This is a genomic window from Acinetobacter sp. Ac_5812 (assembly GCF_013072695.1).
In the GTDB taxonomy this organism is placed as follows: domain Bacteria; phylum Pseudomonadota; class Gammaproteobacteria; order Pseudomonadales; family Moraxellaceae; genus Acinetobacter.
Window position 1 is genome coordinate 133739 of sequence record NZ_LXUK01000027.1, and the last position, 24112, is coordinate 157850.

Below are 24112 nucleotides of genomic sequence, written 5' to 3' on the forward strand. Positions count from 1 at the left end.
AATCGGCCAAATAATTACTTTTTCTTCTTATAGAAGAAATAACCAATCGCCAAAATAACGAACCAGATCGGGCTAACTTTAAGTGATTCCAACGTCGTTTCATCCAAGGCAAGGAAGTAGATCGTTGCAAGGAAGAAAATAATCACCACCCAACAAGTAAACACGCCGCCAGGTAATTTAAATGTTGATTGCGCATGTAATTCAGGACGATTTTTGCGGTAATTGATATAACTCCACATAATGATCATCCATACACAGATGAACAGAATCGTAGAGAGCGTTGTTGCTAAGGTAAACGCCGTCACTTCATCATTGGTGCCCGTTTGTAATTTATAAACAAACTGAACAAATGCACCAATAAAGATACAGATTGATGAGAAAATCAATGCTTTTGCAGGAACCGCAGATTTAGAAAGCTTCGCAAATAGTTTTGGTGCTTGTTGATCCCCTGATAAACCAAACAACATACGGCTGGTCGAGAATACACCACTGTTCATTGATGACATGACTGACGATAACACCACCAAGTTCATGATAATCGCGGCAGAAGCAATACCTGCTTGTGAGAAGATATTGACGAATGGACTGACTTTAGGATTGATCTGATCCCAAGGGGTCACACACATCACCACGAACAATGCCAACACATAGAAAATGATGATACGAATTGGAATCGAGTTAATCGCTTTCGGTAAGTTACGCTTCGGATCTTGTGTTTCAGCAGCCGTGGTCCCAACCAATTCCACCCCAACAAAGGCAAAAATTGCAATTTGGAAACCCGCCAAGAAACCATCTAAACCTTTAGGGAACATGCCGCCATGTGTCCAAAGGTTAGATACACTTGCAACCGTACCCGTAGTGCTAGTAAACCCAGTAAAGATCATCCATAGACCAACAGCAATCAGGACAATAATCGCTGTGATCTTCACCATCGCAAACCAGAACTCCATTTCACCGAATAATTTTACGGTGACTAAGTTCAAGCCAAGCACAAAAGCAATAGCGACAGTACTAATCAGCAAACCACCCAATGGTGTAAATGACTCACCGCCATTAAAGAATTCTAGATAGTAAATAATGGCTGATAAATCTGCGATACCAATCGTGACCCAACAGAGCCAGTAGGTCCAACCAACAAAATAACCTGCCCACGGACCAATTAAATCCGTCGATAAATCGATAAAAGATTTGTAGTTAAGGTTGGATAGTAACAGCTCCCCTAATGCACGCATTACGAAGAACACCATCAAACCAATGGTCATGTAAATAAATAGAATTGATGGTCCAGCTAAACTAATGGTTTTACCAGATCCCATGAACAACCCTGTTCCAATGGCACCGCCAATCGCAATCAACTGCAGATGTCGATTAGATAGACTACGGTGAAGTCCGCTTTGTTCAGCAGCCTCACTCAGATTTTGATTCGACATTTTACAAAAACTCTCCAGTGTTTTAGTTCATTAGCTGAAACAACGCCTAACAACGATTCGTACCATTTTCAGTATCTTTTCTCGTTATTCATGAGTTGGCTTGCTTTAGCTAAGAAGTGTTTTACCTGTATTTTTTTCAAGTGAAATACAATCGAATTCGATCATACGCACAAGGCCAAAACAATACAATGAACTTATGAGGGCAACTCATCAGTCATAAAAAGGTACTTCAAAATTAAAGAGTGGCGATTTAAGCCACTCTTTTTCTACTCGAGAAAATATTGATTTATAATTCAATCATTAGAAGTTTGCTTCTGTTTATTTTTAAGACGCTCCTCCCAAAAAGTTGCATTGCGGATACCCAATTTAATTGGATCAAATGTAAACTCCTTAACTCCTGCTTTTTGTTGTTCTTCATAGTCACGTAAAGCCTTAATGGTCGGTTTCCATACAAAATAGGTCACGATAATACCGATGATATTAATCCATGCCATCAGACCGACCCCAATATCACCGATCCCCCAAATATAACCTGTTGCGCTGAGTACGCCATACGCCACAGAAATCATAATGAAGCATTTGGTGATAAATAAAAGAGATGGCGTTTTAGTGATATAGCTCAGATAAGTGATATTTGTTTCAGCAATATAGTAATACGCCACAATCGTGGTAAAGGCGAAGAAGAATACCGCCAAGGCAACAAAGATTTGACCAAAACCACCAAATACGGTGCTCACTGCCATTTGTGTAAATGCAGGTGAACCAATTTCAGTGGTAGCTGCTACATTTTGCACGATAAACTGCCCAGCTTCTAAGGTACCCTGTACGTTATACATGCCTGTAATCAAAATCATAAAGGCTGTTGCTGAACATACAAATAGCGTATCGACATAAATGGAGAAGGCTTGCACAAAACCTTGTTGTGCTGGATGCTGAACTTCTGCGGCTGCAGCAGCGTGCGGTCCAGTCCCTTGTCCTGCCTCATTGGAGTAAACACCACGTTTTACCCCCCAACCAATGGCGGCACCAATCCCTGCCATTGGCGAAAATGCATCTTCAAAGATGAGTTTGATCACGCCAGGCAATTCTTGGATATTCATCCCAACAATAATGACAGCCATCAAGATATAACCCAAGGCCATAAATGGAACAACCAGCTCTGCGAAGCGAGCAATACGTTTGATTCCACCAAAAATAATAATTGCCAATAAAGAGACGATCACGATTAAGGCTAATAATTTATAAGTCCCGACATTACCAAATACGATGGCGCCCTGACCTGTAATTTGGGTAAACGCATTACCCACCGCATTCGCTTGAATGCCAGGCAGGAATAAACCACAGGAGACAATTGCAGCAATTGCAAAGAGAATCCCTAACCAGCGCTGGCCTAAACCACGATCAAAATAAAATGCAGGCCCACCACGATATTCACCTAGGTATTCGACCTTATAAATTTGGCCGAGAGTGGATTCGACATACGCGGTACTTGCACCCAAAAATGCAACCAACCACATCCAAAATACAGCGCCTGGACCACCAAACCCAATTGCCGCCGCCACTCCCGCAATATTACCGACCCCGACACGTCCAGATAAGGACACTGACAGCGCTTGGAATGAGGAAATCCCTTGCGCGGAGGATGAACCATTAATTAACAGCTTTGCCATTTCCTTAATTTGGCGAACCTGCACAAACCGAGTTAAAATAGAAAAAAATAAACCAGCGCCTAGGCATAAATAGATCAGCGCTGGACTCCAGATAATTCCATTTACCCAATTTACAATTTCTGCTGCACTCATAGACATCAACCTTTATTATATATTTTGAAAAAATAGCCACTGCTAAATTTCCATTCGTCTGAGCATGAGCAATATCTATGCCATTCGATCAAAACCTCATGACAACAAATAAGCGAACACACCAACACCATCCATGGAAAAAGTGAATTGAACAAAAAAAGCGATTGCTAAAAACACACTGTCTATAACTTGTAAAAGTTGTATATCATGTTATTTTTCTGAGCACTTCCCTTTAACCAATCTGCGACGAAACCGTACTGTCTTCTTGTTTTATCCTTATAAAGAACGATCAGCGTTGTTAGAAATTTTCGTCCTGACTCTTTTTTATCTAATTTTAAGAAAGTTTTCAATTTTATCTTATGGCAAAAATTAAATCCGTTTACAGATGTGAACAATGTGGTGCAGATCATCCCAAATGGGCTGGGCAATGTTCTGAATGCGGCGAATGGAATAGTTTACTGGAAGTCCGTGTCGAACCAGTGGTTACCCATCGTGGTCAACCTAAAATAGGCGGCTATGCGGGGCAAGCAGCCAGTATTACCACGCTCAATCAAGTCACCGTCTCCAATGAAACCCGCGTTCCGACAGGAATTAGCGAATTCGATCGTGTGCTTGGTGGTGGCCTAGTCATTGGTTCAGTTGTATTGATCGGTGGTGATCCTGGGATTGGTAAATCAACCATCCTGTTGCAAACCGCAACCCATATGGCCAGTAAAAAAAGCTCGGCGCTTTATGTGACGGGTGAAGAATCACTTTCACAGGTTGCCTTACGAGCTCAACGTTTAGATCTACCCACAGACTCACTTAAGGTGATGGCGGAAACCTGTGTCGAGCGCATTTGTGAAGTGCTGGCACAAGAACGTCCCGCTGTTGCAATTTTGGACTCAATTCAAACCTTATATACCGAAACACTGCAATCAGCACCTGGTGGTGTCTCACAAATCCGTGAATCTGCTGCCCTGCTAACTCGGTTTGCAAAGAATAGCGGCACTGCTTTATTCCTTGTGGGTCATGTCACCAAAGAAGGTGCATTAGCAGGTCCACGTGTTTTAGAACATATGGTCGATTGTGTACTTTATTTTGAAGGGCAATCTGACTCTCGTTATCGCATGATACGTGCTGTAAAGAACCGTTTTGGTGCAGTCAATGAACTCGGTGTATTTGCGATGACCGATAAAGGTCTACGTGAAGTTGCCAATCCATCGGCGATTTTCCTAAGTCGCTATGATGAAGCCATTCCAGGTTCTATCGTAATGATTAGCCGTGAAGGGACACGTCCACTACTCGTTGAAGTACAGGCACTGGTTGATGATGCTCATGGACAACCCCGTCGTGTAGCACTTGGCTTGGAACAAAACCGTTTAAATATGCTACTGGCAGTGATGCACAGACATGGTGGCGTACAGACCTCAGGACAAGATGTCTATGTCAATGTGGTGGGTGGTTTGAAAATTACCGAAACCGGTTCTGACCTCGCGGTACTACTGGCATGTGCTTCCAGTTTAAGAGGCAAAGCCTTACCGCAGCAATTGGCGGTCTTTGGTGAAGTCGGACTCTCTGGCGAAATTCGTCCTGTACCAAATGGTCAAGAACGCCTAAAAGAAGCAGCAAAACATGGCTTTAAGTATGTGATCTTACCTCGAGGCAACGCGCCACAGAAGTCAATTGATGGCGTACAAATCATTGCCGTGGCACGCTTACATGAAGCACTGACCGAAGCTATGCAGTTAAGTGATGAGTTGGGCTAATGTAATGGCTTGACATAAAAAAACATACTTTTGTTATTGAAATTCCATCGAAATACATGCATAAATACATTTACAAATTGGATTTAAATAGGAATTTTCGATGCAAGTACACCAGCGTGGCTTGATGGCAGCTCTTTTAATGGCAACTTTGGTTGCTGCACCGCTTGCGGAAGCAAAACGTGCAGGTGGCGGTAAAAGCCACGGCATGAGCAGATCTAGTTCATCTAGCCAATCTTACCAACCATCACGCCAAGCAACTCCAGCACCTCAACAACAAACTGCACCACAGAAATCTGGTCCAGGCGTAGGTACGATGGTTGCTGCGGGTGTCGCAGGTGCTGCAGTTGGTGCAGTTGCAGCGAATGCGTTGGCAGATGATAAGCAACAGAACCCAACGGCAACTGAGCAACAAGCAACTCAACAAGCGCAACAACAGGAAGAAAAAGGTGGCATCCCTAGCTGGCTTTGGGTACTTCTTGCTGCAGCGATCGCCTTCTTTGTTTTCCGCAAATTAGGCGCAAAAAAAAAATTAGCAGCCAATAATCCATATGCACCAAACAATGGCGGTCAAAATAACTTTGGCCGTCAAACCCGACCGCAGCCTGCTGCACGTCAAGCAAATGATAACACCAACATCTTTGGTCAATCTGTAGCTGGTGGCGCTGCTGCTCCACAGGCGCCATTTGGTGCTGCATCAATGAGTAGTGGTAACCAATTACCAGATGGTACTGAACCTGCTGCATTCTTGCGTATTGCGCGTCAACGTTTTAACCACATTCAGTCGGTAAACAGTGCGAGCAATGTTGAAGAAATTCGTCGTTATTTGACACCTGAACTTTATAATTCAATGTACAGCGACATTATGGCGAACCAAGACCAAGACGTTGCTGAATTTAGCAACCTCAATGCAATGGTTGTTGAAAGCACCACTGAAAATGGTCAATATCTTGTTAGCGTACGCTTTACCGGTACTGTGAGTGAAGACTTGAACAGCTTGCCTCAACCATTTGCTGAAATCTGGCATTTTGTGAAGCCTGCTGGTTCACAACAAGATTGGGTTGTTGCAGGTATCCAACAAGCTTAAAACCTACTAAATAAATAAAATGGCTACTTTAAGGTAGCCATTTTTATATAATTTAATTTTCTGTTCGTATATATCTCTTACTCCACCACCTCTAACTATGAGATGTAATATTTTTTGTAATGTCTAAGTAGTAACCTCGATAGCCAAGTACGTAGTCACCAATGAGTTGATGCTTACAATCTTTACATTGGTAATGTTGTTTACTATCATATTTTGTGCCATTTTTTATACTGCCACTTCGGCAGGCTGGATATTTGATATAAAGATATTATAGCAACAACAAACTACCTTATCATTTTTGAACCAGAACAATATTGAGGTCTAAATTTATTTTTTATAGATGACAATAATCCATCTAATACCTGGCATTGTGTATCACCATATGTTAAATAGCTAGTATTTCCTGTTGCTCGATACGAACACTGCGCAACCTGAGCAATATAATCGAAAGTATAAACTTGAGGGTCTGATGAATCACCAGTATATGGTTTTTTACAATTTTCTATCTTCTTATCATCAGTACCATTACCACCACTAGTATTATTATTGCCACTATTACTATTTCTTACAGGATCATTTGGATATGGATCAGTTTCATCAGGATCACCATCTCCATCAGAATCTGGTAAACGATCAATAGTTATTCCTGTAACTCTTGATGTGCCTTTAAATCCAATAATATAAGTATCCGAATCTAGACCACTTACTTGTAGCGTTAGAGTTTCACTGTTCCCAATCTTAGATGAATATATTTCTTTGCCACTTACTGTTGTGAGTGACATATCACCCTCTGGCCCTGAATTCCTATACTTAATACGATAAACTTCATTCGCATACAAATTAGTAAGTTGTTGAGAAAATTTATATTCCTCTCTATTACCAGTTAGAGTTAATTTATCAAAAACCCAAAACTGTTTACCTATGGTATAAGGATCAGCGCTTGCAGTGCCATGTTTCTTGATTTTCAGTACCGTTCCTTGTTTTGGTCGGATATAATAAATACCTGCTGCTGGTGGCGTCCATCTCCAACTAAAAGAATAACCCAAGTTATAACTCATATTCATATCAATTTCTGTACCTGTCGCATCATATATTTCCCACCCTCCATTATAATTTGTATTTTTTTCATTTAGTGTACCAATATCAAATGAATAAAGCCCTAATTCAGTCAATTCAACTGCATAATAGATATCAGCTTCATTAGAAATTTCCACAGATTGACCAATACTAAGTTTTTTGGCTTTAGATATAGGATAAGGTGCTGTTATCGTTTCTAAAGCTGTGGTTAGGATAATCTCGGCTTCATCATTATCGATATTTTTAGTATTATCTTCGCCTTTATTGTCCTTATCAACTTGATTAGCAGGTTGATTCGTGATTGTAACACCTTCATCTCCACCTCCACCTCCACACCCTGTCACCATCAACATGGCACTAAACACTGCTGTATAAATTAATGAACGTTTCATAAATTTTCCCCACCAATAGATATTAACAAATATGCTAACCTAATCATATAATTCACAGACACTCCCAAATGGGAATATCAAGCCATAAAAAATTAAAGTACACTAACAAAACTTAACCAGTTAAATAGAATAATATGGAATAGAGAAGCCCCTCTCTACCATATTTAACTAAAAGATAAATGATTTAAATAATATTGGTAAAACAACTATGAAGTATTCCTTATTTCATAAAACTATAAAAAAGGTATTAAATATGCTCAAACTCAAGTGTTACTCCCATCAATAACTGCATCAATTCAGTTTGGGAAGTACACCCTGTTTTAGCAAAAATATTTTTAATATAAACGCGAATAGAACCATAGGTAATATTCATGTGTTCAGCAATCTGTTCCAGACTGAGACCATTGACAAATAAATCACAAACTTCCAGTTCACGTTTAGCCAGTTTATATTTTTGGATAAGGTAATCTTTAGCTAAATATTGTGGTTGATTAGTTTGAGTCACAAAAATAATGGCTTGTTTTTGATGATATTGCGCTTCTGTTTCTGAAAAAGGTAATATACTGAGCATCAGTGAATTATTATCATCATAAAGTGCCAAGATGCCCCCCGCTTCATTTTTCAAATCATCACCCTCAAACAAGGCACTACGGATCAGTTGATTTAGTTTTTCCTGAAAGATTTTTAAGGTCTTTAAACTATTGTTTCTATCAAGTTCCAATATAGATTTTTTTTCAAATATTTCTTTTACAATTGAATTTGAATAACATAGATGATAATCCTGATTAATCAAAACCACCCCAATTTTAAAATTATTTAACACCTGGTAAATATTATCTCTATCTTCTTTTAATATTATCATCTGACGATAAATTTGTAATGCACGACGTAAATGAACCCCTAAACGCTTTAATATTTTTTCCTCTTGTTCAGTGTATTCATTTAATTGTGGTGCACGATGTACTGCAAATACCGCCCAACTATATGCGCTTCGCTCTAATATAACTGCTGCCACATGACTGACATTGGTGGGTTTGGCACATTTCTGATAAAAAAGAAATTCATCAGTTTCCTCGGGCATAGCAGCATAATGAGCAAAAGTGTTCAACACAGTATCACCCAATGCTTTTTCTGCCCAATAAGGTGCATGTAAACGCATATCTAATACTTTTACCTGCTCATCCTGATAGGCACGCATACTTTCAGGCGCTATATTGTGCGTAAAGAGAAAATCATAATTTGGGCTTAACTGATCTGTTGCAGTAAAAATTGCAGTGCTACTTCTTGTAAAGTCCACAATTTCAGCCAGCACCTCCTGCCATAGCACTGGATTTAAAGCAGCTTCATAAATCATGCCAATAACTTTATTTTCTTGTTCAGCCAACATCTGTGTATCCCCCGAGTTAAATCGTACACAGATTCATGCTAACTGAGTCACACAATAGGCACATATCCTCATTTAAGGATGTTTTCAGCAAAAATTAAGCTTTTGCTGAAAATTAATTTCTATTCGAACCAAGAGTTAACGACGAAGACTCATCAGCAATTGCATTAACTCGACCTGAGAGTTACAAGGTGTTTTGGCGAAGATATTACGAAGATAAGTTCGTATTGAACTCCGGGTCAGCCCCATATGTTGTGCTAGCTGCTCCAAATTCATGCCATTGACAAACAACTCGCAAAGCTCCAACTCTCTTTTAGTCAAGTTATAATTTTGTTTTAGATGCTTATGGTTTAAATAATATTTTTGTCCAGCTTCCTGACTATTTTTGAGTACAACTTGAGAATCATCAAAATGTAACATCACCAATGGACGAATACCAAAAAAGGACATTTCTTTTTCCGAGGCCAGCAAATTGATTGTACACAGCCAGCGCTGACCTATTCCCGCTATTGAAAATTTTACATCTTTGTATTGTTCCAATTGTGCCTGTTTATATCGGAATGCTTCTTCTATTTGATAGAGTTTTTCTAAAAATTCTATTTGCTCACAGTCAGGTAAAATCAGTCTTTGCTTGATGATCTGTATTGATTCAGTTTCGTCCAAAAGGCATTGCATCATTGGGTTGTGATGTACCACTTGCCCTGACAGATTTAACAGCATAATAGGTTGATTCAACTTATCAATCAGATTATAGCCAACGATATGATCTAAAGAAAATTCATATAAATGCCGCTGTGCCATGACGATACGCTTTAAATGTGGCAACAAACGATCTAGAAACTCCAACTCCTGTGAATTGAGTGGCTGCCGTTGCTGTGATGAACTAATACTCCAAAACACACACAGTTTTTCATCCCAAATCAGTTCATGCGTAGCAACAAAGCGTAAGCCAATTGGAAGTAATATTTTTTGATATAAATCAGACTCTGCCACAAACTTTTCTGGTACATGAGTATGACATTGGTACCATCCCTGTCGCACAGGGTCTAGAAATTTTTCCCAACGTGGATCTACTTCAGCTGGATAACGTAGATAAGCCAATTCAGCCGCGGCATAGCTATCTAATGGTAATAAACCAACCCCATTACTAAAAGATAGTACGTTATAAGAAAAGTCGATGGCTTGAATATGCACATAAGATACATCCAAAACCTTAAGGAGCTGTTTGGAAAAATTAAACCACCCATCTTTATTTAAGGGAATCTGATAAATTAATTCACATAAGTCATTATAATAATTTTCAAGTAATTCCATTTCATTTATGTTTCAGTTGCACCTACACATAAAAGTATTGTATTTATTTTGTTGTTTCAAGTCTTTAAAACATTTACATTAAAATCAAAGCTAAAAAAAGCCACTCTCTATATCAGAGAATGGCGGAGTGTAAATAGAACCAACATTACTTATTATTAGAATAAAAAACACAACCTAGCACGATCTGTCTATTCATACTAACGGATAAGCTTAAAGAAAAACTATTCCTCTTTTGGGGAATAAAAGCAACTTTATTGCGATCATTTATCCCAAGCTAACACCGCATTCAGCCGCCATTCAGCCGCCATTCAGCCGCCATTCAGCGCATCATAAATTGACAGGAGTATGCTGACCCACTTTAAAAGGACAACTCATAGCTAAAATCAGACAATCTTGGAGAAAACGAAAATAATAGACATAAAAAAGCTTTGCCGAAGCAAAGCCTTTAAATTCTATCTTAAACTTAAGGATTCAACATTATGAAACGAACTGCAAGAACAACCAGTATAAGCCGCCAGATAAGGCAATCGTTGCAGGCAAGGTAAATATCCACGCAGAAAGAATCGTTCTAACTGTTGCGAAGTTTAAACCTGATTTATTGGCAACCATCGTACCTGCAACCGCACTGTTTAACACGTGTGTGGTTGATACTGGCATACCCAAGCCATCTGCCGCAGCAATGGTACTCATCGCCACAAGCTCAGCAGACATACCCTGACCATAAGTCATATGGTTCTTACCAATACGCTCACCGACAGTCACAACAATACGCTTCCAACCCACCATGGTCCCTAGACCAAGCGCAAGTGCAACTGCAACTTTCACCCAGTTTGGAATGTACTGAAGGAATGAATCTAAACTACTACGGTATTCTTTCACAAGTTTGGCTTGGTCTTTATCCATTTCTGGCAAAGCTTCAGCTTTATCTAAACGCTTAAACGTTGTGGTGCTTAAATACATGTCATTGCGGATTTCACTAACAGCAGCTTCAGGAATCGCCTTAAGATCGCCATAGCCAGCAACACGTGTACCCAAGTGCTCTGTCATACTTGCCAACGCAGGCACAACCTCAGCAGTTTGTTCTTTGGTTTGAATATATTTGGTTAATACTTCACGCGCTTTCTCATCTGTCAGCTCGTTTTGATTAACGTTTAAAACCGTCGCCGTTTTTGCAGAAAGCTGTTCAAAAGACTGTAAATGCTGTGCGTCTAAATTTTTGTTCAATGAATAAGCCAATGGAACTAAACCGATCAAGATCAACATGATTAAACCCATGCCTTTTTGACCATCGTTTGAACCGTGTGCAAAGCTCACACCTGTACAAGTAAAAATTAGAATTGCGCGAATCACTGGTGGTGGTGGCTTGTTACCTTCTGGTGGCTGAAACAGCTCCATTTGGCGTTTAAATACTTTCTTCACCAACAAGAATAGAATTGCTGCAAATGCAAAACCAATCAATGGTGAGAATAATAATGCCTTACCAACTTTAATCACCTGATCCATATCAATACCACTGCTGGTCGCACCAGCTGAAGCATTTAAGATATGGTTCATGATGCCCACACCCAAAATCGATCCGATTAAGGTATGTGAACTTGATGCAGGAATCCCCAAAAACCACGTTCCTAAATTCCATAGAATCGCCGCGATTAATAATGCAAAAACCATCGCAAAGCCAGCGCCGCTGCCGACATTCATGATCATTTCTACAGGGAGTAATGCAATAATACCGTATGCAACCGCACCACTCGCGACCATAACCCCAAGGAAGTTACAGAAGCCAGCCCACATTACTGCTGCTGGAGCAGGTAGTGCGTTGGTATAAATAACCGTCGCTACAGCGTTCGCCGTATCGTGAAAACCATTTACAAATTCAAAGCCTAAAGCAATGAAAAGTGCCGTCGATAAAAGAATAACTGAATATAAACTTAAAGGCGGTACATGTGCCAAATCAGCACTGAGCTGAAAACCGATATAAATCAGTGTTGCAACAATAATTGTCAAAAACACCGGCATAAAGAATTTCGGTGTTGGTACATGTACATTCGTCGATTTTGCCTGAGAGCTGGCAAGCGGTGAATCCGAAACAGGAGGAAGATTAGAATTCATGTAGACGGTTAGAGGATAATAAAATCCCCTGTATTGTTTAATTAAATTATGACAATTATATGACAAAGGACTGTCACATAAAGCCAAAATTTCATGTTTTCATCACATTTTTTTGTATTTTTCAGTAATAAACCCACCTTATGTTTTATTTTAATTAATAAAAAACAATGCATTATAAAACAAAAAACAGCGATAGAACTGTTTGTCTGATTTTGCAACAAATGCTACGAAATATGACATTAAACTGTCACATTTCGAACTGGATGTTTTCTTTTTAAGCATTATTCAATTCAATTGTGACAACTTCATGAACATTTTATGACATTTTCTAAGTGACCCGATGAATCACTGTTCTAGCTTGCTGAAAATACGCGCTTTGACGTAGCTTCTGTTACAATGCCCCTGCTTTTTATCTTGATCATCGACTGGGGTTTCTGAATGTCCACGCTTACCACCCTACAATCACTTCTTGCCCAACGCATCCTGATTATTGATGGTGCAATGGGAACCATGATTCAACGCCATAAACTAGAAGAAGAAGATTATCGTGGTGAACGTTTTGCAGATTGGGCATCAGACCTTAAAGGCAATAATGACTTATTGGTTTTAACCCAACCTCAGATTATTCAAGGCATCCATGAAGCTTATTTGGATGCAGGTGCAGATATTATCGAAACCAACAGCTTTAACGGCACCCGTGTTTCAATGTCTGACTACCACATGGAAGACCTTGTTCCAGAGATCAACCGTGAAGCGGCACGTTTAGCTAAAGCAGCATGTGAAAAATATTCAACTCCAGAGAAACCACGTTTTGTTGCAGGCGTACTTGGCCCAACCTCACGTACCTGTTCAATTTCACCGAATGTTAACGACCCAGCCTTCCGTAATATTACCTTTGATGAATTAAAAGAAAATTATATTGAAGCTGCCCACGCCTTGATTGAAGGTGGTGCAGATATTCTCTTGATCGAAACCGTGTTCGATACCTTAAACTGTAAAGCCGCAATCTTCGCAGTCAAAGAAGTCTTCAAGCAACTTGGTCATGAACTGCCGTTGATGATTTCAGGCACCATTACCGATGCATCTGGCCGTACCTTAACAGGTCAAACCGCAGAAGCGTTCTGGAACTCGGTGCGTCATGGTGATTTACTGTCGATTGGTTTTAACTGTGCCTTGGGTGCAGATGCCATGCGTCCACATGTGAAAACGATTTCTGATGTTGCAGATACCTTTATTTCTGCCCATCCAAACGCTGGTTTACCGAATGCCTTCGGCGAATATGATGAAACACCTGAACAAACGGCAGCATTCATCAAAGAATTTGCTGAAAGTGGTTTGATCAATATCACGGGCGGTTGCTGTGGTACCACACCCGACCATATCCGTGCTATTTATAATGCAGTCAAAGACATTCAGCCACGCCAAGTGCCTGAAACTGTTCCTGCTTGCCTTTTAAGTGGTTTAGAACCATTTAACATTGATGAAAATTCATTATTCGTGAATGTTGGTGAACGTACCAACGTGACGGGTTCAAAAAAATTCTTACGTTTAATCCGTGAAGAGAACTTTGCCGAAGCTTTAGAAGTAGCTCAACAACAAGTTGAAGCTGGTGCACAGATCATCGACATCAACATGGATGAAGGCATGCTCGATTCGCAAAATGCGATGGTGCATTTCCTCAATTTAGTTGCATCTGAACCAGATATCTCTCGTGTGCCGATCATGATTGACTCATCGAAATGGGAAATCATTGAAGCAGGTTTAAAATGTGTACAAGGTAAACCTGTTGTTAACTCAATTTCCTTGAAAGAAGGTTATGACGAGTTTGTCGAAAAAGCGCGCCTATGCCGTCAGTACGGTGCTGCAATTATTGTGATGGCCTTTGATGAAACAGGTCAGGCCGATACCGCTGCACGGAAGCGTGAAATCTGTAAACGCTCTTATGATGTTTTGGTCAATGATGTCGGCTTCCCTGCTGAAGATATTATTTTTGACCCGAACGTGTTTGCCGTGGCAACAGGGATTGAAGAACACAACAACTATGGCGTCGATTTTATTGAAGCCACAGGTTGGATTAAACAGAACTTGCCGCATGCCATGATCTCAGGTGGTGTCTCTAACGTTTCGTTCTCTTTCCGTGGTAATGAGCCTGTGCGTGAAGCGATTCACTCGGTATTCCTATACCATGCCATCAAACAAGGCATGACTATGGGTATCGTGAACGCGGGTCAAATGGCAATTTACGACGATATTCCAAAAGAACTGAAAGAAGCCGTTGAAGATGTTGTTCTAAACCAGAACCAAGGTGAATCAGGTCAAAACGCGACAGAGAAACTGCTTGAAGTGGCAGAAAAATTCCGTGGTCATACGGGTGCGCAACGCGAAGCTGAAAATCTAGAATGGCGTAATGAGTCGGTTGAAAAGCGTCTTGAATATGCCTTAGTTAAAGGTATCACCACGTATATTGATGAAGATACCGAAGAAGCCCGTTTAAAAGCCAAACGTCCTCTTGATGTGATTGAAGGCGCATTGATGGATGGCATGAACGTGGTTGGTGACCTGTTTGGTTCAGGTAAAATGTTCCTGCCGCAAGTCGTGAAATCTGCACGCGTGATGAAACAAGCCGTGGCATGGCTGAACCCGTACATTGAAGCTGAAAAAACGGGTAGCCAGTCTAAAGGTAAAGTGTTAATGGCAACCGTAAAAGGTGACGTACATGATATTGGTAAAAATATCGTGGGCGTAGTCTTGGGCTGTAATGGTTACGACATCGTTGACCTTGGCGTGATGGTCCCTGCGGAAAAAATCCTGCAAACTGCGATTGATGAGAAATGTGACATCATTGGTTTGTCTGGTTTGATCACCCCATCTTTGGATGAAATGGTGTTTGTTGCCAAAGAAATGCAGCGTAAAGGCTTTAACATTCCTTTATTAATTGGTGGTGCAACCACCTCGAAAGCCCATACCGCAGTGAAGATTGATCCGCAATATCAGAATGATGCTGTGATTTATGTGGCCGATGCTTCTCGTGCAGTTGGCGTGGCAACTACCCTATTATCAAAAGAAATGCGTGGCAATTTTATAGCAGAACATCGTGCTGAATATGCCAAGATTCGTGAACGCCTAGCCAATAAGCAACCGAAAGCAGCCAAACTCAGCTATGCCGAATCAATTGAAAATGGTTTCAAGGTGGATGACAACTATGTGCCACCGATTCCAAATCGTTTAGGTACGCAAGTGATTACCAATTACCCATTGGCGACCTTAGTTGAATATTTTGACTGGACACCATTCTTTATCTCTTGGAGCTTGGCGGGTAAATTCCCGAAAATCCTGACAGATGAAGTCGTGGGTGAAGCGGCAACTGATTTATATAACCAAGCACAAGAGATGCTGAAAGACATCATCGAGAATCATCGTTTTGATGCGCGTGCGGTGTTTGGTCTATACCCTGCACAACGTACAGCTGCGGATACCGTCAGCGTGTTTGATGAATCTGGTCAGAATGTTACGCATACCTTTGAGCATATTCGTCAGCAATCTGACAAAGTCACAGGCAAACCGAATTTATCTCTCGCGGACTTTATTAGCACTTCTAAAGACAATACTGATTATTTGGGTGGTTTCACTGTATCGATCTTTGGTGCTGAAGAATTGGCAAATGAATATAAAGCCAAAGGTGATGATTATTCAGCAATCTTGGTTCAGTCTTTGGCTGATCGTTTTGCCGAAGCATTTGCCGAGCATTTGCATGAGCGTATTCGTAAAGAATTCTGGGGCTATAAAGCTGATGAGACTTTGGGCAATGAAGAATTGATCAAAGAGAAGTATGTCGGTATACGTCCTGCACCGGGTTACCCTGCTTGCCCAGAGCATTCAGAAAAAGCGGTGTTATTTGACTGGTTAGGTTCGGAAGCGAAGATCGGTACCAAGTTGACTGAACACTTTGCGATGATGCCACCTTCTTCTGTCAGTGGTTTCTATTATTCACACCCTGAAAGTGAATACTTTAATGTGGGCAAGATTTCTCAAGATCAGCTTGAGGATTATGCGAAACGTAAAGGCTGGACACTGGATGAGGCGAAGCGTTGGTTAGCACCGAATTTAGATGATTCGATTGGTTAATTTAGAGTTCTTATAATCTCCCCTAACCCCTCTTTAAAAAGAGGGGAACTTTTGCGTATCAAATGAATTACGTGACTGCTCCTCCCTTTTCAAAGGGAGGTTGGGAGGGATTGAATTGATATTCCAAAAACATATACTTAGAATATACGCATCCTTAAAAATTAAAGTAAATAATGGCAATAATTAAAAATATTGATCTTGGTAGCCTAGAAAGTATTTGTAAAATTTTAGGTGATACAAATAATGGGATTTCAGGAACTGAAATTTCCAAATATCTGGCTGAAACAAATATCAAAGATCCACAATTAAACTCTACAAAATGGAAGCGTTTGTATGATGCTCTTAGTATCAAGCAAAGTGAAGATCGCTGTTCCAACAATGTTCTAGCATTTATTAAATATGTTCTACGCCCATCCCGACACATCCATAGAAAAGAATGGTTTAAAAACATAAGAACGGAACTAAATTATGTATTGTCATTTGAAGGCTTTGAACTAACTGAAAGTGGTGATATTAGAGCAACAGATAGAGTAAAAACTTTTTCTGAAGCTGAAGAACGAGCTCAAAATTTAAGAAAAACATTATTAGACCGAAAAATTCATTCTGACGTCCTTACTTTTTGCAAAGCGGAATTACTTGTCGATAATTATTTTCATGCTGTATTTGAAGCAACTAAAAGTATTGCAGAAAAAATTAGAATAGAAACTGACTTAACTACTGACGGTTCAGAATTAATAGATCATGCTTTTTCATATAAAGGTAAAATTCCTTATTTAGCATTAAATAACCTAACAACTGCCAGTCATGAAAGCGAGCAAAAAGGATTCATGAATTTATTAAAAGGGGTTTTTGGAACTTTTAGAAACACTACAGCACATGCTCCAAAAATAACATGGGAAATTAATGAACAAGATGCTCTTGATATTTTATCAATGATTTCTCTTATTCATCGAAAACTAGATAAAGCAGTAGAAGCTAAAAAAATATACGAAGGAAATTCTTAATCCTCCCCAACCCTCCTTTAAAAAGGAGGGAGCCGCGCGAATCCACGACATAGATCCAATTCACAGCAAAGCTTACCTCTTATAAAGCGGGATTATAAGGGTTCTAACCTTTGCCGAACCACATAATAAATCTGCTCTACTACAACATCAAGCTCAGTCAAAATCTGATGATTACTAAATCTTAAAGTGATCAGCCCTAATTCACTTAAAGCATGATCACGATTTTGGTCGGCTCCCAACCCTATTTCGGTGTAATGCTGCCCACCATCACATTCAATTACTAAACTTACTGCGGGACAATAGAAATCCACAATAAAGTTTAGAATCGGTTTTTGTCGATAAAACTGTAATCCTAGTATCTGTTTACGTCTGACTTGTTGCCATAGCAATTGCTCAGCTTCTGTCATATGACTTCTTAAATTTCGGGAAGCCTGTTTTAGATTTTTATTGTAAGGTGACATCGAGTCCGTTCGTTCAGCTTTAGAATAGAATTAGCAAACAAAAGGCTTTTAAATCTCCAGCTTACAGATTCTATATAGTTTATCTTTCACAATTAACAATCATCAAAGAACAACTTATATTTTAGAAGTTTTCCATTTTTAAAAACAAATTCTATTGAATCATTTCCACTTTCAGCCAGCCCACTATAAACAACATTCTTATTTTCAGCGTCCATCCACAATTCATATTTTTTGAATTGTTGCATAAAACTCTTTTGATCTATCCCACTACGAATCTTTTGTCCATGAAATACTAGCGCATTGTTCTGACTAAAATAAACCTCTTTAATGACACCCGTGTCTAAAAGTTTAAAACTGCCATAATCATATTCATCAGGGAAATAGCCACCGTTACATTCATCTGGTTTTCCTTTAACAACACTTTTCGGTTTACCCAATGAACGTATAGGCACCTCCCAATTATTGTACGTTTTACCCTGAATCACAGGTTGAACAAATGGAGCTGCAAAGAGTGGCTGTGAAACCATACTCATCAATGCTAAACCCAATATTATATTTTTCATTTTAGATATTCTGCAAAAACTAATCGGCTCAGTATAAATAAAATTTGAAGTAAATACGCCCCACAAGCGACAATTCAACCAACAATATTATTTAATACGATGTTTAAACCTTACATCGGAAAAACATCACAATAATTTTAGGCCAATATCATTTCAATATAGGCTCTCTCCTACTACAGCTCTTTATGCTTCTCTATCAAATCCTCAAGATTCTGATAAACATGCAACACCCGATCTTTATGCGTTCGTGCATGATCCAGACGCTGCTCAGGATCAACCAACAGCAAGGTGTGACCATCATCGATCAGACGATCAACCCCTTCCAAAAACATCCGTTTTCCGACATCATGAATTAGTGAAATCTGAGTTAAATCAATCACAATAGAACTTTTATCGACAGGCTCACATTGCAAGGTTCGTAATAACATTTCCGCTTCAGTAAATTTCAATACACCGCGAAGCACATACACACTTAAAGAAGCATCTTTTCCAGTGCGATAATGACTCTGCACAATGGTTTGTGCAGAAGGTGTCCCTTCCATCAAATGCAAGCCCATATCACGGGAGAGCCGTTCCAAGATATCAATGCCACGTACACTATTGCCATGTTCATCGAGGCGAGGAGAAAAAGCGGCAATACTGACCTGACCTGGCAACACACCCAAGATTCCACCTGCGACGCCACTTTTGGCAGGAATACCCACCGTTGTGAGCCAATCCCCCGCGGCATCGTACATCCCACAGCTCATCATCACACTCAGGACTTGGCGTACTACAGCACGATTCAATAAGCGTTTTCCAGTTTTAGGATCTACCCCGCCATTAGCAAAAACACTGCCCATCCGTACCAGATCTTTGACCGTCACCAAGATCGCGCATTGGCGAATATAGCCGTTCACAATCTCTTCAGGATCGGATTCCAAAATCCCCACAGTTCTTAACATATAACCAATCGAGAGATTGCGATAAGCCGTTTTTACCTCAGATTCATATACCGCATGATCAAATTGCAGCTCACGTCCTGCCAGCTCACTCATAAATCGACGTAAAATTTCTGCGCCTGATACACCTTCTTTGGCAGGAATGAGTGAATGCGTAGTAATTGCACCTGAGTTAATCATTGGATTTTTAGGACGGCGATCTTTCCCCAGTGAAATTTCATTAAATGCCTCACCCGAAGGCTCAACCCCAACTTTCTCTAATACAGCATCTATTCCAAGCTGTTGCAGCACATAGGCATACGTGAAGGGTTTAGACATCGACTGAATGGTGAATTCAATTTCATCATCCCCAACGGAATAGATTTCACCATCGACGGTCGACAAAGCCAGCGCCAAACGATCTGGATTGGCATTGGCTAACTCAGGAATATAATCTGCGAGATGCCCACTGTTATCGATATCGCAGGCATCAATCACATGCGCCAAATAATCAGGAAGTGGAGTTTTCATGGTCATCTAGCCTTTAAATGTTTCAAGTTTTAATTTGGATAAGCGTTTATAGTACAGAGGACTGATCATATTAAAATTATAGCTTTTGTAATGATTTTATGAGCTTACATACACAACTAACTCAGACGTTCTACAAATAATATTCCATCCAAATGATCCACCTCATGCTGAACAATCCGTGCTGGAAAACCCTCAAAAGCGGTTTCAACCACTTCACCTTGTAAAGTGTAATAACGTACTTTGATTGCTTGCGCCCGTTCAACCTGCCCACGCTCATCTGGCACACTTAAGCAACCTTCCTCGCCCAAACAAGATTCTTGAGAAAATGCCAAAATCTCAGGATTGACCATCACCACCGCATCCATTTCAGGCGCATCGGGATAGCGTGGATTGGGACGAGATGCCACAATAATTAATCGCTTAGAAATATAAACTTGTGGTGCCGCAATCCCAACCCCATTGCGCTCCAGCATGGTCGCATGCATCGCAGATGCCAGTTGCAATAGCCACTCACTGTTAAATTCCCCGTTCGCGACAGCAGCCGCTTTAATTTTTAAAACTTCTTCACCACGTTGTGCTACTGGTAGAACTACACTCATCCCACGCCCTTATAATTGTTTTGACCAAATAGTGAATATTATCGTATTGGATATTTTATCGCGTTACCATAATTTTCATTTAAGAATCTTGTCATAATATATTCGCGATAAAAATAACGCATGGCAAAGCACATGAATGCAACCCAACTATTTCTAGGTGTCATCTTTAGCTCAATTGGCTTAGGCTATTTTATGTATGGCAAAAAGCAAAAAATGACCGTGCCTTTGGTCTGTGGTTTGGTCTTGATGCTCTTCACCTACTTTATTGATAGCACCACCATGATCAGTATCATTGGGGTGGTCCTTTCGATTGTTCCCTATTTCCTGCGCTTCTAAAACAAAAAAAACTCCCCAAATGGAGAGCTTTCTTTTCTGCGAAAATTAAAGGTGTTTCTTTAATTCATCGGCTACGATCTCGATTTCAAGCGTGCTGAATTTACGAATTTCACCTTCTGCATGCTTCTCTAACATCCCACCAATCAATGGCACTTTAACTTTAACAGTCCATGTTAAAGAGATATTCACCTTCTCACTATCACCCGTCACACTGCGCTCGCCCTTCGCTTCCAAAGGTAGATTTGCACCCAATTCAACCGTAGAGGTTAAGTTTTTCAAATGCGTCACATCAGCACGTTTTAAGCGGAATGCATTCTTTAATAATTTTTTTGCCACCTCTGGAATATTGACATCCAGATTATATTCACGGCGTAAGGTATAAATATCACCATTAATATTCGATTCGATAATTTCCAAGTTCTCACCCGGAATACGTTTACATACTGCTTCATGCAATGAAGTATCCGCCACCAGTCTTGAAAAGTCTTCAATTGAAACACCATGAATTGTTTCATTAACCGTAAATTGATGTGCCATTTTTAAATGTCCATTTCGTTTTATTAGGATTTCATCATTGCACAAAAGTATAGCATTCTCATTTGCATCTCTAAATCTGATCAGATAAAAAAGGATGACTGCATGGATTAGTTATTTTTATTGTAATGATGTCGTATACCTAATTTGACCGTAACCCGTTCCATACTGCTGATATAAAGATAATGATCGCCATATTCAATTACTGCATAAAAATGTTCTGCTCCATCATCCAACCCTGTCGCTGACCACGTGGTGCCTTGCGGAAACTCATCTAACCATGCCGCTTTGTAGAAATCTGAAACCGAATCAAAATCCAAATAAAACGCTGGATCAGCCATAATTTTGGCTGCCATCTGGTCAAATTTTTGTTGTTTAAATGCCTCTAAACTGAATAACACAAAGCGTCCTTCTGATTTAAATCGTGCTTAAATTTCATTGTTGACTCTCAACTGAATTACAAAAATACAGTGATTTTCTTATACCGCTATTTTGCTGCGGAATACGCTGTTTTTCTACATTATTTTCAGTTTTATCATATATTTTTAAGCCGTGCTGATTTGCTAGCACAGGCTCAATATGTTATCACCTTGTTATGTTTTCTATTTTTTACAACGATAAACTATAAGGAGTAAATATGTCTTATCAAAATATTTTAGTTCCTGTTGATGACTCTCCAATTTCCTATGCCGCAGTCGAACATGCGCTTTCTTTAGCAAAACTCTCTGGGGCAAAGGTCACCATTCTCAGTGTGGTTGCGGTTGACCCATTTATCGGTGTGGATTTTTATCAAGTTGCCCCTGCGGTGACCGATTATTTTATGCAAGCCGAGGCACAAGCCAAAACACAACTACAAGACATTTCTCAATCCTTTGTCCGTGATGGCATTCAGGTGAATACCAAAATTCATCATGGCTCAGCCAGTGAAGGGATTATCTTTGTTGCAGATGAAGTCGGTGCTGATCTGATTATTATGGGTTCACATGGCCGCACAGGCGTAAAACGTTTATTGTTGGGTAGTGTGGCGCGTGCTGTTTTAACAGAATCACATACTCCAGTGCTGATTGTGAAGCAATAACTGTTTGCTTGAACTAAAAAACCTTGTGTCTCGATACAAGGTTTTTTTTATTGCCTCAAAGTTAGGGAAATGACCGTTCCACCCCCCATATTGATCATTTTCAACCCTATTCCAGCCGTGTAAAAGATGCTTCACTAGCAATTGGACATTTATTTTCAAGTCAAAATAGTGAGTCGAATCAGCTTACTATCGCCAGAAAAAATGACCGTCAATAAAAACAGCATGTTTAAGAATAAGACACGGTTTTACAAGGATGATCAATATGAAACTCAACCCAATGGTGATTGGCCTCTGTGGGATATGTATCAGTACATTAAACCACGCAGCAGCACTGGATCAATCGGGACAATCCATTCTCCCTTTTCTAGAAAATGGCAATTATGTCGAGGTCAATGCCACAGCTGTTGATGCTGATATTTCAGGAAAAATTCGTAATCGTCCAGAACTGGTCAATGATCCGCAGAATCTTAACTCAGGCAATATGGGCAATAGCTTTCAATATTATAGTGCCGCGCTCAAACTTCAACTGACTGATCGAATCAGCTTTGGTCTGCTCTATGACCAACCTTTTGGTGCTGATATTACCTATCCGATGCAGTCCAACAATACTTTTTCGGACAATGAATTTACCCAGCAAGGCACATCGGTCAATGTTGATACTGAAAGCATTAGCATGATTTTAGGTGTGAGTCCGTTTAGCAACTTTCAACTCTATGGCGGAGCTGTCTATCAATCGGTCAAAGGTGATGTCGCGCTGCGTGGTAATTCATACAGTGAAGCCTTTAATGGCTATGATGCCAAATTTAAACAGGATCATGCGGTCGGTTGGCTGGCTGGCCTGAGCTATCAAATCCCAGATATTGCCTTAAAAGCCGCTGTGACCTATCGCTCCAAGATTGACCACGATATGCAGGTGACTGAGACCATGTTTGGTCAACCTTTGCAAGTCACTACGCCAAGTAAAACCAGAATTTCAACACCACAATCGGTGAATGTTGATTTTCAAACGGGTGTGTATAAAGACACCCTGCTCTATACCAATCTACGTTGGGTCAACTGGAAAGATTTTCATATTCGACCGACTCAATTTGGCGCAGTTACGGAGTATCTGACAGGTTTGATCAGCGAAGGAAGCTATACGGGTGGTTTTGATCTGGATAGCTACCAAAAGGATCAGTGGACGGTCAATGTCGGACTTGGACATCAGTTTACTGAAAAATGGAGTGCATCAACTGAAGTCAGTTGGGACTCGGGTACAGGCGACCCTGCATCCACGTTGAATCCAACCAAAGGGTCTTGGGGTATTGGTCTAGGCGCTCAGTTTAATCCTGCCCCGAACTATTTTATTGCGGCTGGAGTTAAATACTTCTGGTTAGGTGATGTGGTTGCCGAAGACGGTACCTATTACATTCCTGTACCAGGGATTAAACCGATTGCTGAACAGGCCGATTTTAAAGATAACAGTGCAATCGCTTATGGTTTGAAAATAGGCTATCACTTTTAATCACGACATCTCATCAAGCCAAATAGGAACAGATCTGCTTCTGGTCTTGCTCCTACTTGGCTATTTTCTGGCTTTCAATCAACGGATTAGCTTAGAATCTCAAAGCATTATTTTAAT

General features: G+C 40.2%; 19 protein-coding genes. 7 read left to right on the forward strand and 12 right to left on the reverse strand.

What is annotated here, in order from left to right:
• Nucleotides 1–14: 14 nt before the first annotated feature.
• Both A7P55_RS20960 and A7P55_RS20965 read right to left on the reverse strand, forming a co-directional pair.
• Complete coding sequence (locus A7P55_RS20960; RefSeq protein WP_171553645.1) at nucleotides 15–1430, reverse strand: amino acid permease; 1416 nt, start codon at nucleotides 1428–1430, stop codon at nucleotides 15–17.
• A gap of 293 nt (nucleotides 1431–1723) precedes the next feature.
• Nucleotides 1724–3232 (reverse strand): alanine/glycine:cation symporter family protein, encoded by a 1509-nt coding sequence (locus tag A7P55_RS20965; protein WP_171553646.1) that lies wholly within the window; start codon nucleotides 3230–3232, stop codon nucleotides 1724–1726.
• Between the two features lie 359 nt (nucleotides 3233–3591).
• Here A7P55_RS20965 and radA point away from each other — a divergent pair, with 359 nt between their 5' ends.
• Nucleotides 3592–4980, forward strand: coding sequence for a DNA repair protein RadA (gene radA / locus A7P55_RS20970; protein WP_004805571.1), 1389 nt, complete (start codon nucleotides 3592–3594; stop codon nucleotides 4978–4980).
• Between the two features lie 100 nt (nucleotides 4981–5080).
• Complete coding sequence (locus A7P55_RS20975) at nucleotides 5081–6064, forward strand: Tim44-like domain-containing protein (protein ID WP_171553647.1); 984 nt, start codon at nucleotides 5081–5083, stop codon at nucleotides 6062–6064.
• A 284-nt stretch (nucleotides 6065–6348) separates the two neighbouring features.
• Here A7P55_RS20975 and A7P55_RS20980 read toward each other — a convergent pair whose 3' ends face one another.
• The 4 genes from A7P55_RS20980 to A7P55_RS20995 form a co-directional block, all read right to left on the reverse strand.
• Nucleotides 6349–7533, reverse strand: coding sequence for a hypothetical protein (locus tag A7P55_RS20980; protein ID WP_171553648.1), 1185 nt, complete (start codon nucleotides 7531–7533; stop codon nucleotides 6349–6351).
• A 247-nt stretch (nucleotides 7534–7780) separates the two neighbouring features.
• Entirely contained in the window at nucleotides 7781–8920 is a 1140-nt protein-coding gene (locus A7P55_RS20985; protein ID WP_171553649.1) for a helix-turn-helix transcriptional regulator, read from the reverse strand.
• 135 nt (nucleotides 8921–9055) lie between these two features.
• Nucleotides 9056–10231 (reverse strand): helix-turn-helix transcriptional regulator, encoded by a 1176-nt coding sequence (locus tag A7P55_RS20990; RefSeq protein WP_171553650.1) that lies wholly within the window; start codon nucleotides 10229–10231, stop codon nucleotides 9056–9058.
• 477 nt (nucleotides 10232–10708) lie between these two features.
• Nucleotides 10709–12340, reverse strand: a complete 1632-nt coding sequence (locus A7P55_RS20995) for an inorganic phosphate transporter (protein ID WP_216078129.1) — start codon at nucleotides 12338–12340, stop codon at nucleotides 10709–10711.
• 438 nt (nucleotides 12341–12778) lie between these two features.
• Here A7P55_RS20995 and metH point away from each other — a divergent pair, with 438 nt between their 5' ends.
• Together metH and A7P55_RS21005 are read left to right on the forward strand one after the other, a co-directional pair.
• Nucleotides 12779–16465 carry a methionine synthase gene (gene metH, locus A7P55_RS21000; RefSeq protein WP_171553651.1) on the forward strand — a complete coding sequence of 1229 codons (3687 nt, stop codon included), beginning with the start codon at nucleotides 12779–12781 and terminating at the stop codon, nucleotides 16463–16465.
• A gap of 173 nt (nucleotides 16466–16638) precedes the next feature.
• Complete coding sequence (locus tag A7P55_RS21005; RefSeq protein WP_171553652.1) at nucleotides 16639–17469, forward strand: TIGR02391 family protein; 831 nt, start codon at nucleotides 16639–16641, stop codon at nucleotides 17467–17469.
• Nucleotides 17470–17561: 92 nt separating this feature from the next.
• Here the strand turns inward: A7P55_RS21005 and A7P55_RS21010 are convergent, their stop codons facing one another.
• The 4 genes from A7P55_RS21010 to def all read right to left on the reverse strand — a co-directional run bounded on the left by A7P55_RS21010 (nucleotide 17562) and on the right by def (nucleotide 20543).
• On the reverse strand, nucleotides 17562–17930 hold the full coding sequence (locus A7P55_RS21010) for an endonuclease domain-containing protein (protein WP_171553653.1): 369 nt from the start codon (nucleotides 17928–17930) through the stop codon (nucleotides 17562–17564).
• 92 nt (nucleotides 17931–18022) lie between these two features.
• Nucleotides 18023–18493 carry a hypothetical protein gene (locus A7P55_RS21015; RefSeq protein ID WP_171553654.1) on the reverse strand — a complete coding sequence of 157 codons (471 nt, stop codon included), beginning with the start codon at nucleotides 18491–18493 and terminating at the stop codon, nucleotides 18023–18025.
• Nucleotides 18494–18666: 173 nt separating this feature from the next.
• Nucleotides 18667–19944 (reverse strand): glutaminase, encoded by a 1278-nt coding sequence (locus A7P55_RS21020; RefSeq protein ID WP_171553655.1) that lies wholly within the window; start codon nucleotides 19942–19944, stop codon nucleotides 18667–18669.
• 116 nt (nucleotides 19945–20060) lie between these two features.
• On the reverse strand, nucleotides 20061–20543 hold the full coding sequence (gene def / locus A7P55_RS21025) for a peptide deformylase (protein ID WP_171553656.1): 483 nt from the start codon (nucleotides 20541–20543) through the stop codon (nucleotides 20061–20063).
• Between the two features lie 132 nt (nucleotides 20544–20675).
• On the opposite strand from def, the gene A7P55_RS21030 reads away from it, so the two are divergent.
• Nucleotides 20676–20879: an amino acid transport protein gene (locus A7P55_RS21030; RefSeq protein ID WP_171553657.1), complete on the forward strand. Its 204-nt coding sequence runs from the start codon at nucleotides 20676–20678 to the stop codon at nucleotides 20877–20879.
• A 45-nt stretch (nucleotides 20880–20924) separates the two neighbouring features.
• Here A7P55_RS21030 and A7P55_RS21035 read toward each other — a convergent pair whose 3' ends face one another.
• Nucleotides 20925–21416: a DUF2505 family protein gene (locus A7P55_RS21035; RefSeq protein WP_171553658.1), complete on the reverse strand. Its 492-nt coding sequence runs from the start codon at nucleotides 21414–21416 to the stop codon at nucleotides 20925–20927.
• Between the two features lie 107 nt (nucleotides 21417–21523).
• The gene (locus tag A7P55_RS21040) at nucleotides 21524–21814 is read right to left on the reverse strand and encodes a hypothetical protein (protein WP_171553659.1); all 291 of its coding nucleotides are present in this window, start codon (nucleotides 21812–21814) and stop codon (nucleotides 21524–21526) included.
• Nucleotides 21815–22050: 236 nt separating this feature from the next.
• Between A7P55_RS21040 and A7P55_RS21045 the strand changes: the two genes are divergently transcribed.
• Together A7P55_RS21045 and A7P55_RS21050 are read left to right on the forward strand one after the other, a co-directional pair.
• The gene (locus tag A7P55_RS21045) at nucleotides 22051–22491 is read left to right on the forward strand and encodes a universal stress protein (protein ID WP_171553660.1); all 441 of its coding nucleotides are present in this window, start codon (nucleotides 22051–22053) and stop codon (nucleotides 22489–22491) included.
• 262 nt (nucleotides 22492–22753) lie between these two features.
• A complete protein-coding gene (locus A7P55_RS21050; RefSeq protein ID WP_171553661.1) occupies nucleotides 22754–23995 on the forward strand; it encodes an outer membrane protein transport protein in 1242 nt (413 codons plus the stop codon).
• The last annotated feature ends 117 nt before the right edge of the window (nucleotides 23996–24112 follow it).

What these genes read in the sequence shown, in the direction of transcription:
- A7P55_RS21010 (WP_171553653.1), bottom strand. Translation starts at nt 17,930, where the DNA reads ATGTCACCTTACAATAAAAATCTAAAACAGGCTTCCCGAAATTTAAGA.
- A7P55_RS21045 (WP_171553660.1), top strand. Translation starts at nt 22,051, where the DNA reads ATGTCTTATCAAAATATTTTAGTTCCTGTTGATGACTCTCCAATTTCC.
- A7P55_RS21020 (WP_171553655.1), bottom strand. Translation starts at nt 19,944, where the DNA reads ATGAAAACTCCACTTCCTGATTATTTGGCGCATGTGATTGATGCCTGC.
- radA (WP_004805571.1), top strand. Translation starts at nt 3,592, where the DNA reads ATGGCAAAAATTAAATCCGTTTACAGATGTGAACAATGTGGTGCAGAT.
- A7P55_RS21005 (WP_171553652.1), top strand. Translation starts at nt 16,639, where the DNA reads ATGGCAATAATTAAAAATATTGATCTTGGTAGCCTAGAAAGTATTTGT.
- A7P55_RS20965 (WP_171553646.1), bottom strand. Translation starts at nt 3,232, where the DNA reads ATGAGTGCAGCAGAAATTGTAAATTGGGTAAATGGAATTATCTGGAGT.
- def (WP_171553656.1), bottom strand. Translation starts at nt 20,543, where the DNA reads ATGAGTGTAGTTCTACCAGTAGCACAACGTGGTGAAGAAGTTTTAAAA.
- A7P55_RS20985 (WP_171553649.1), bottom strand. Translation starts at nt 8,920, where the DNA reads ATGTTGGCTGAACAAGAAAATAAAGTTATTGGCATGATTTATGAAGCT.
- A7P55_RS21015 (WP_171553654.1), bottom strand. Translation starts at nt 18,493, where the DNA reads ATGAAAAATATAATATTGGGTTTAGCATTGATGAGTATGGTTTCACAG.
- A7P55_RS20975 (WP_171553647.1), top strand. Translation starts at nt 5,081, where the DNA reads ATGCAAGTACACCAGCGTGGCTTGATGGCAGCTCTTTTAATGGCAACT.
- A7P55_RS21035 (WP_171553658.1), bottom strand. Translation starts at nt 21,416, where the DNA reads ATGGCACATCAATTTACGGTTAATGAAACAATTCATGGTGTTTCAATT.
- A7P55_RS20960 (WP_171553645.1), bottom strand. Translation starts at nt 1,430, where the DNA reads ATGTCGAATCAAAATCTGAGTGAGGCTGCTGAACAAAGCGGACTTCAC.
- A7P55_RS21030 (WP_171553657.1), top strand. Translation starts at nt 20,676, where the DNA reads ATGAATGCAACCCAACTATTTCTAGGTGTCATCTTTAGCTCAATTGGC.
- A7P55_RS20995 (WP_216078129.1), bottom strand. Translation starts at nt 12,340, where the DNA reads ATGAATTCTAATCTTCCTCCTGTTTCGGATTCACCGCTTGCCAGCTCT.
- A7P55_RS20990 (WP_171553650.1), bottom strand. Translation starts at nt 10,231, where the DNA reads ATGGAATTACTTGAAAATTATTATAATGACTTATGTGAATTAATTTAT.
- metH (WP_171553651.1), top strand. Translation starts at nt 12,779, where the DNA reads ATGTCCACGCTTACCACCCTACAATCACTTCTTGCCCAACGCATCCTG.
- A7P55_RS20980 (WP_171553648.1), bottom strand. Translation starts at nt 7,533, where the DNA reads ATGAAACGTTCATTAATTTATACAGCAGTGTTTAGTGCCATGTTGATG.
- A7P55_RS21050 (WP_171553661.1), top strand. Translation starts at nt 22,754, where the DNA reads ATGAAACTCAACCCAATGGTGATTGGCCTCTGTGGGATATGTATCAGT.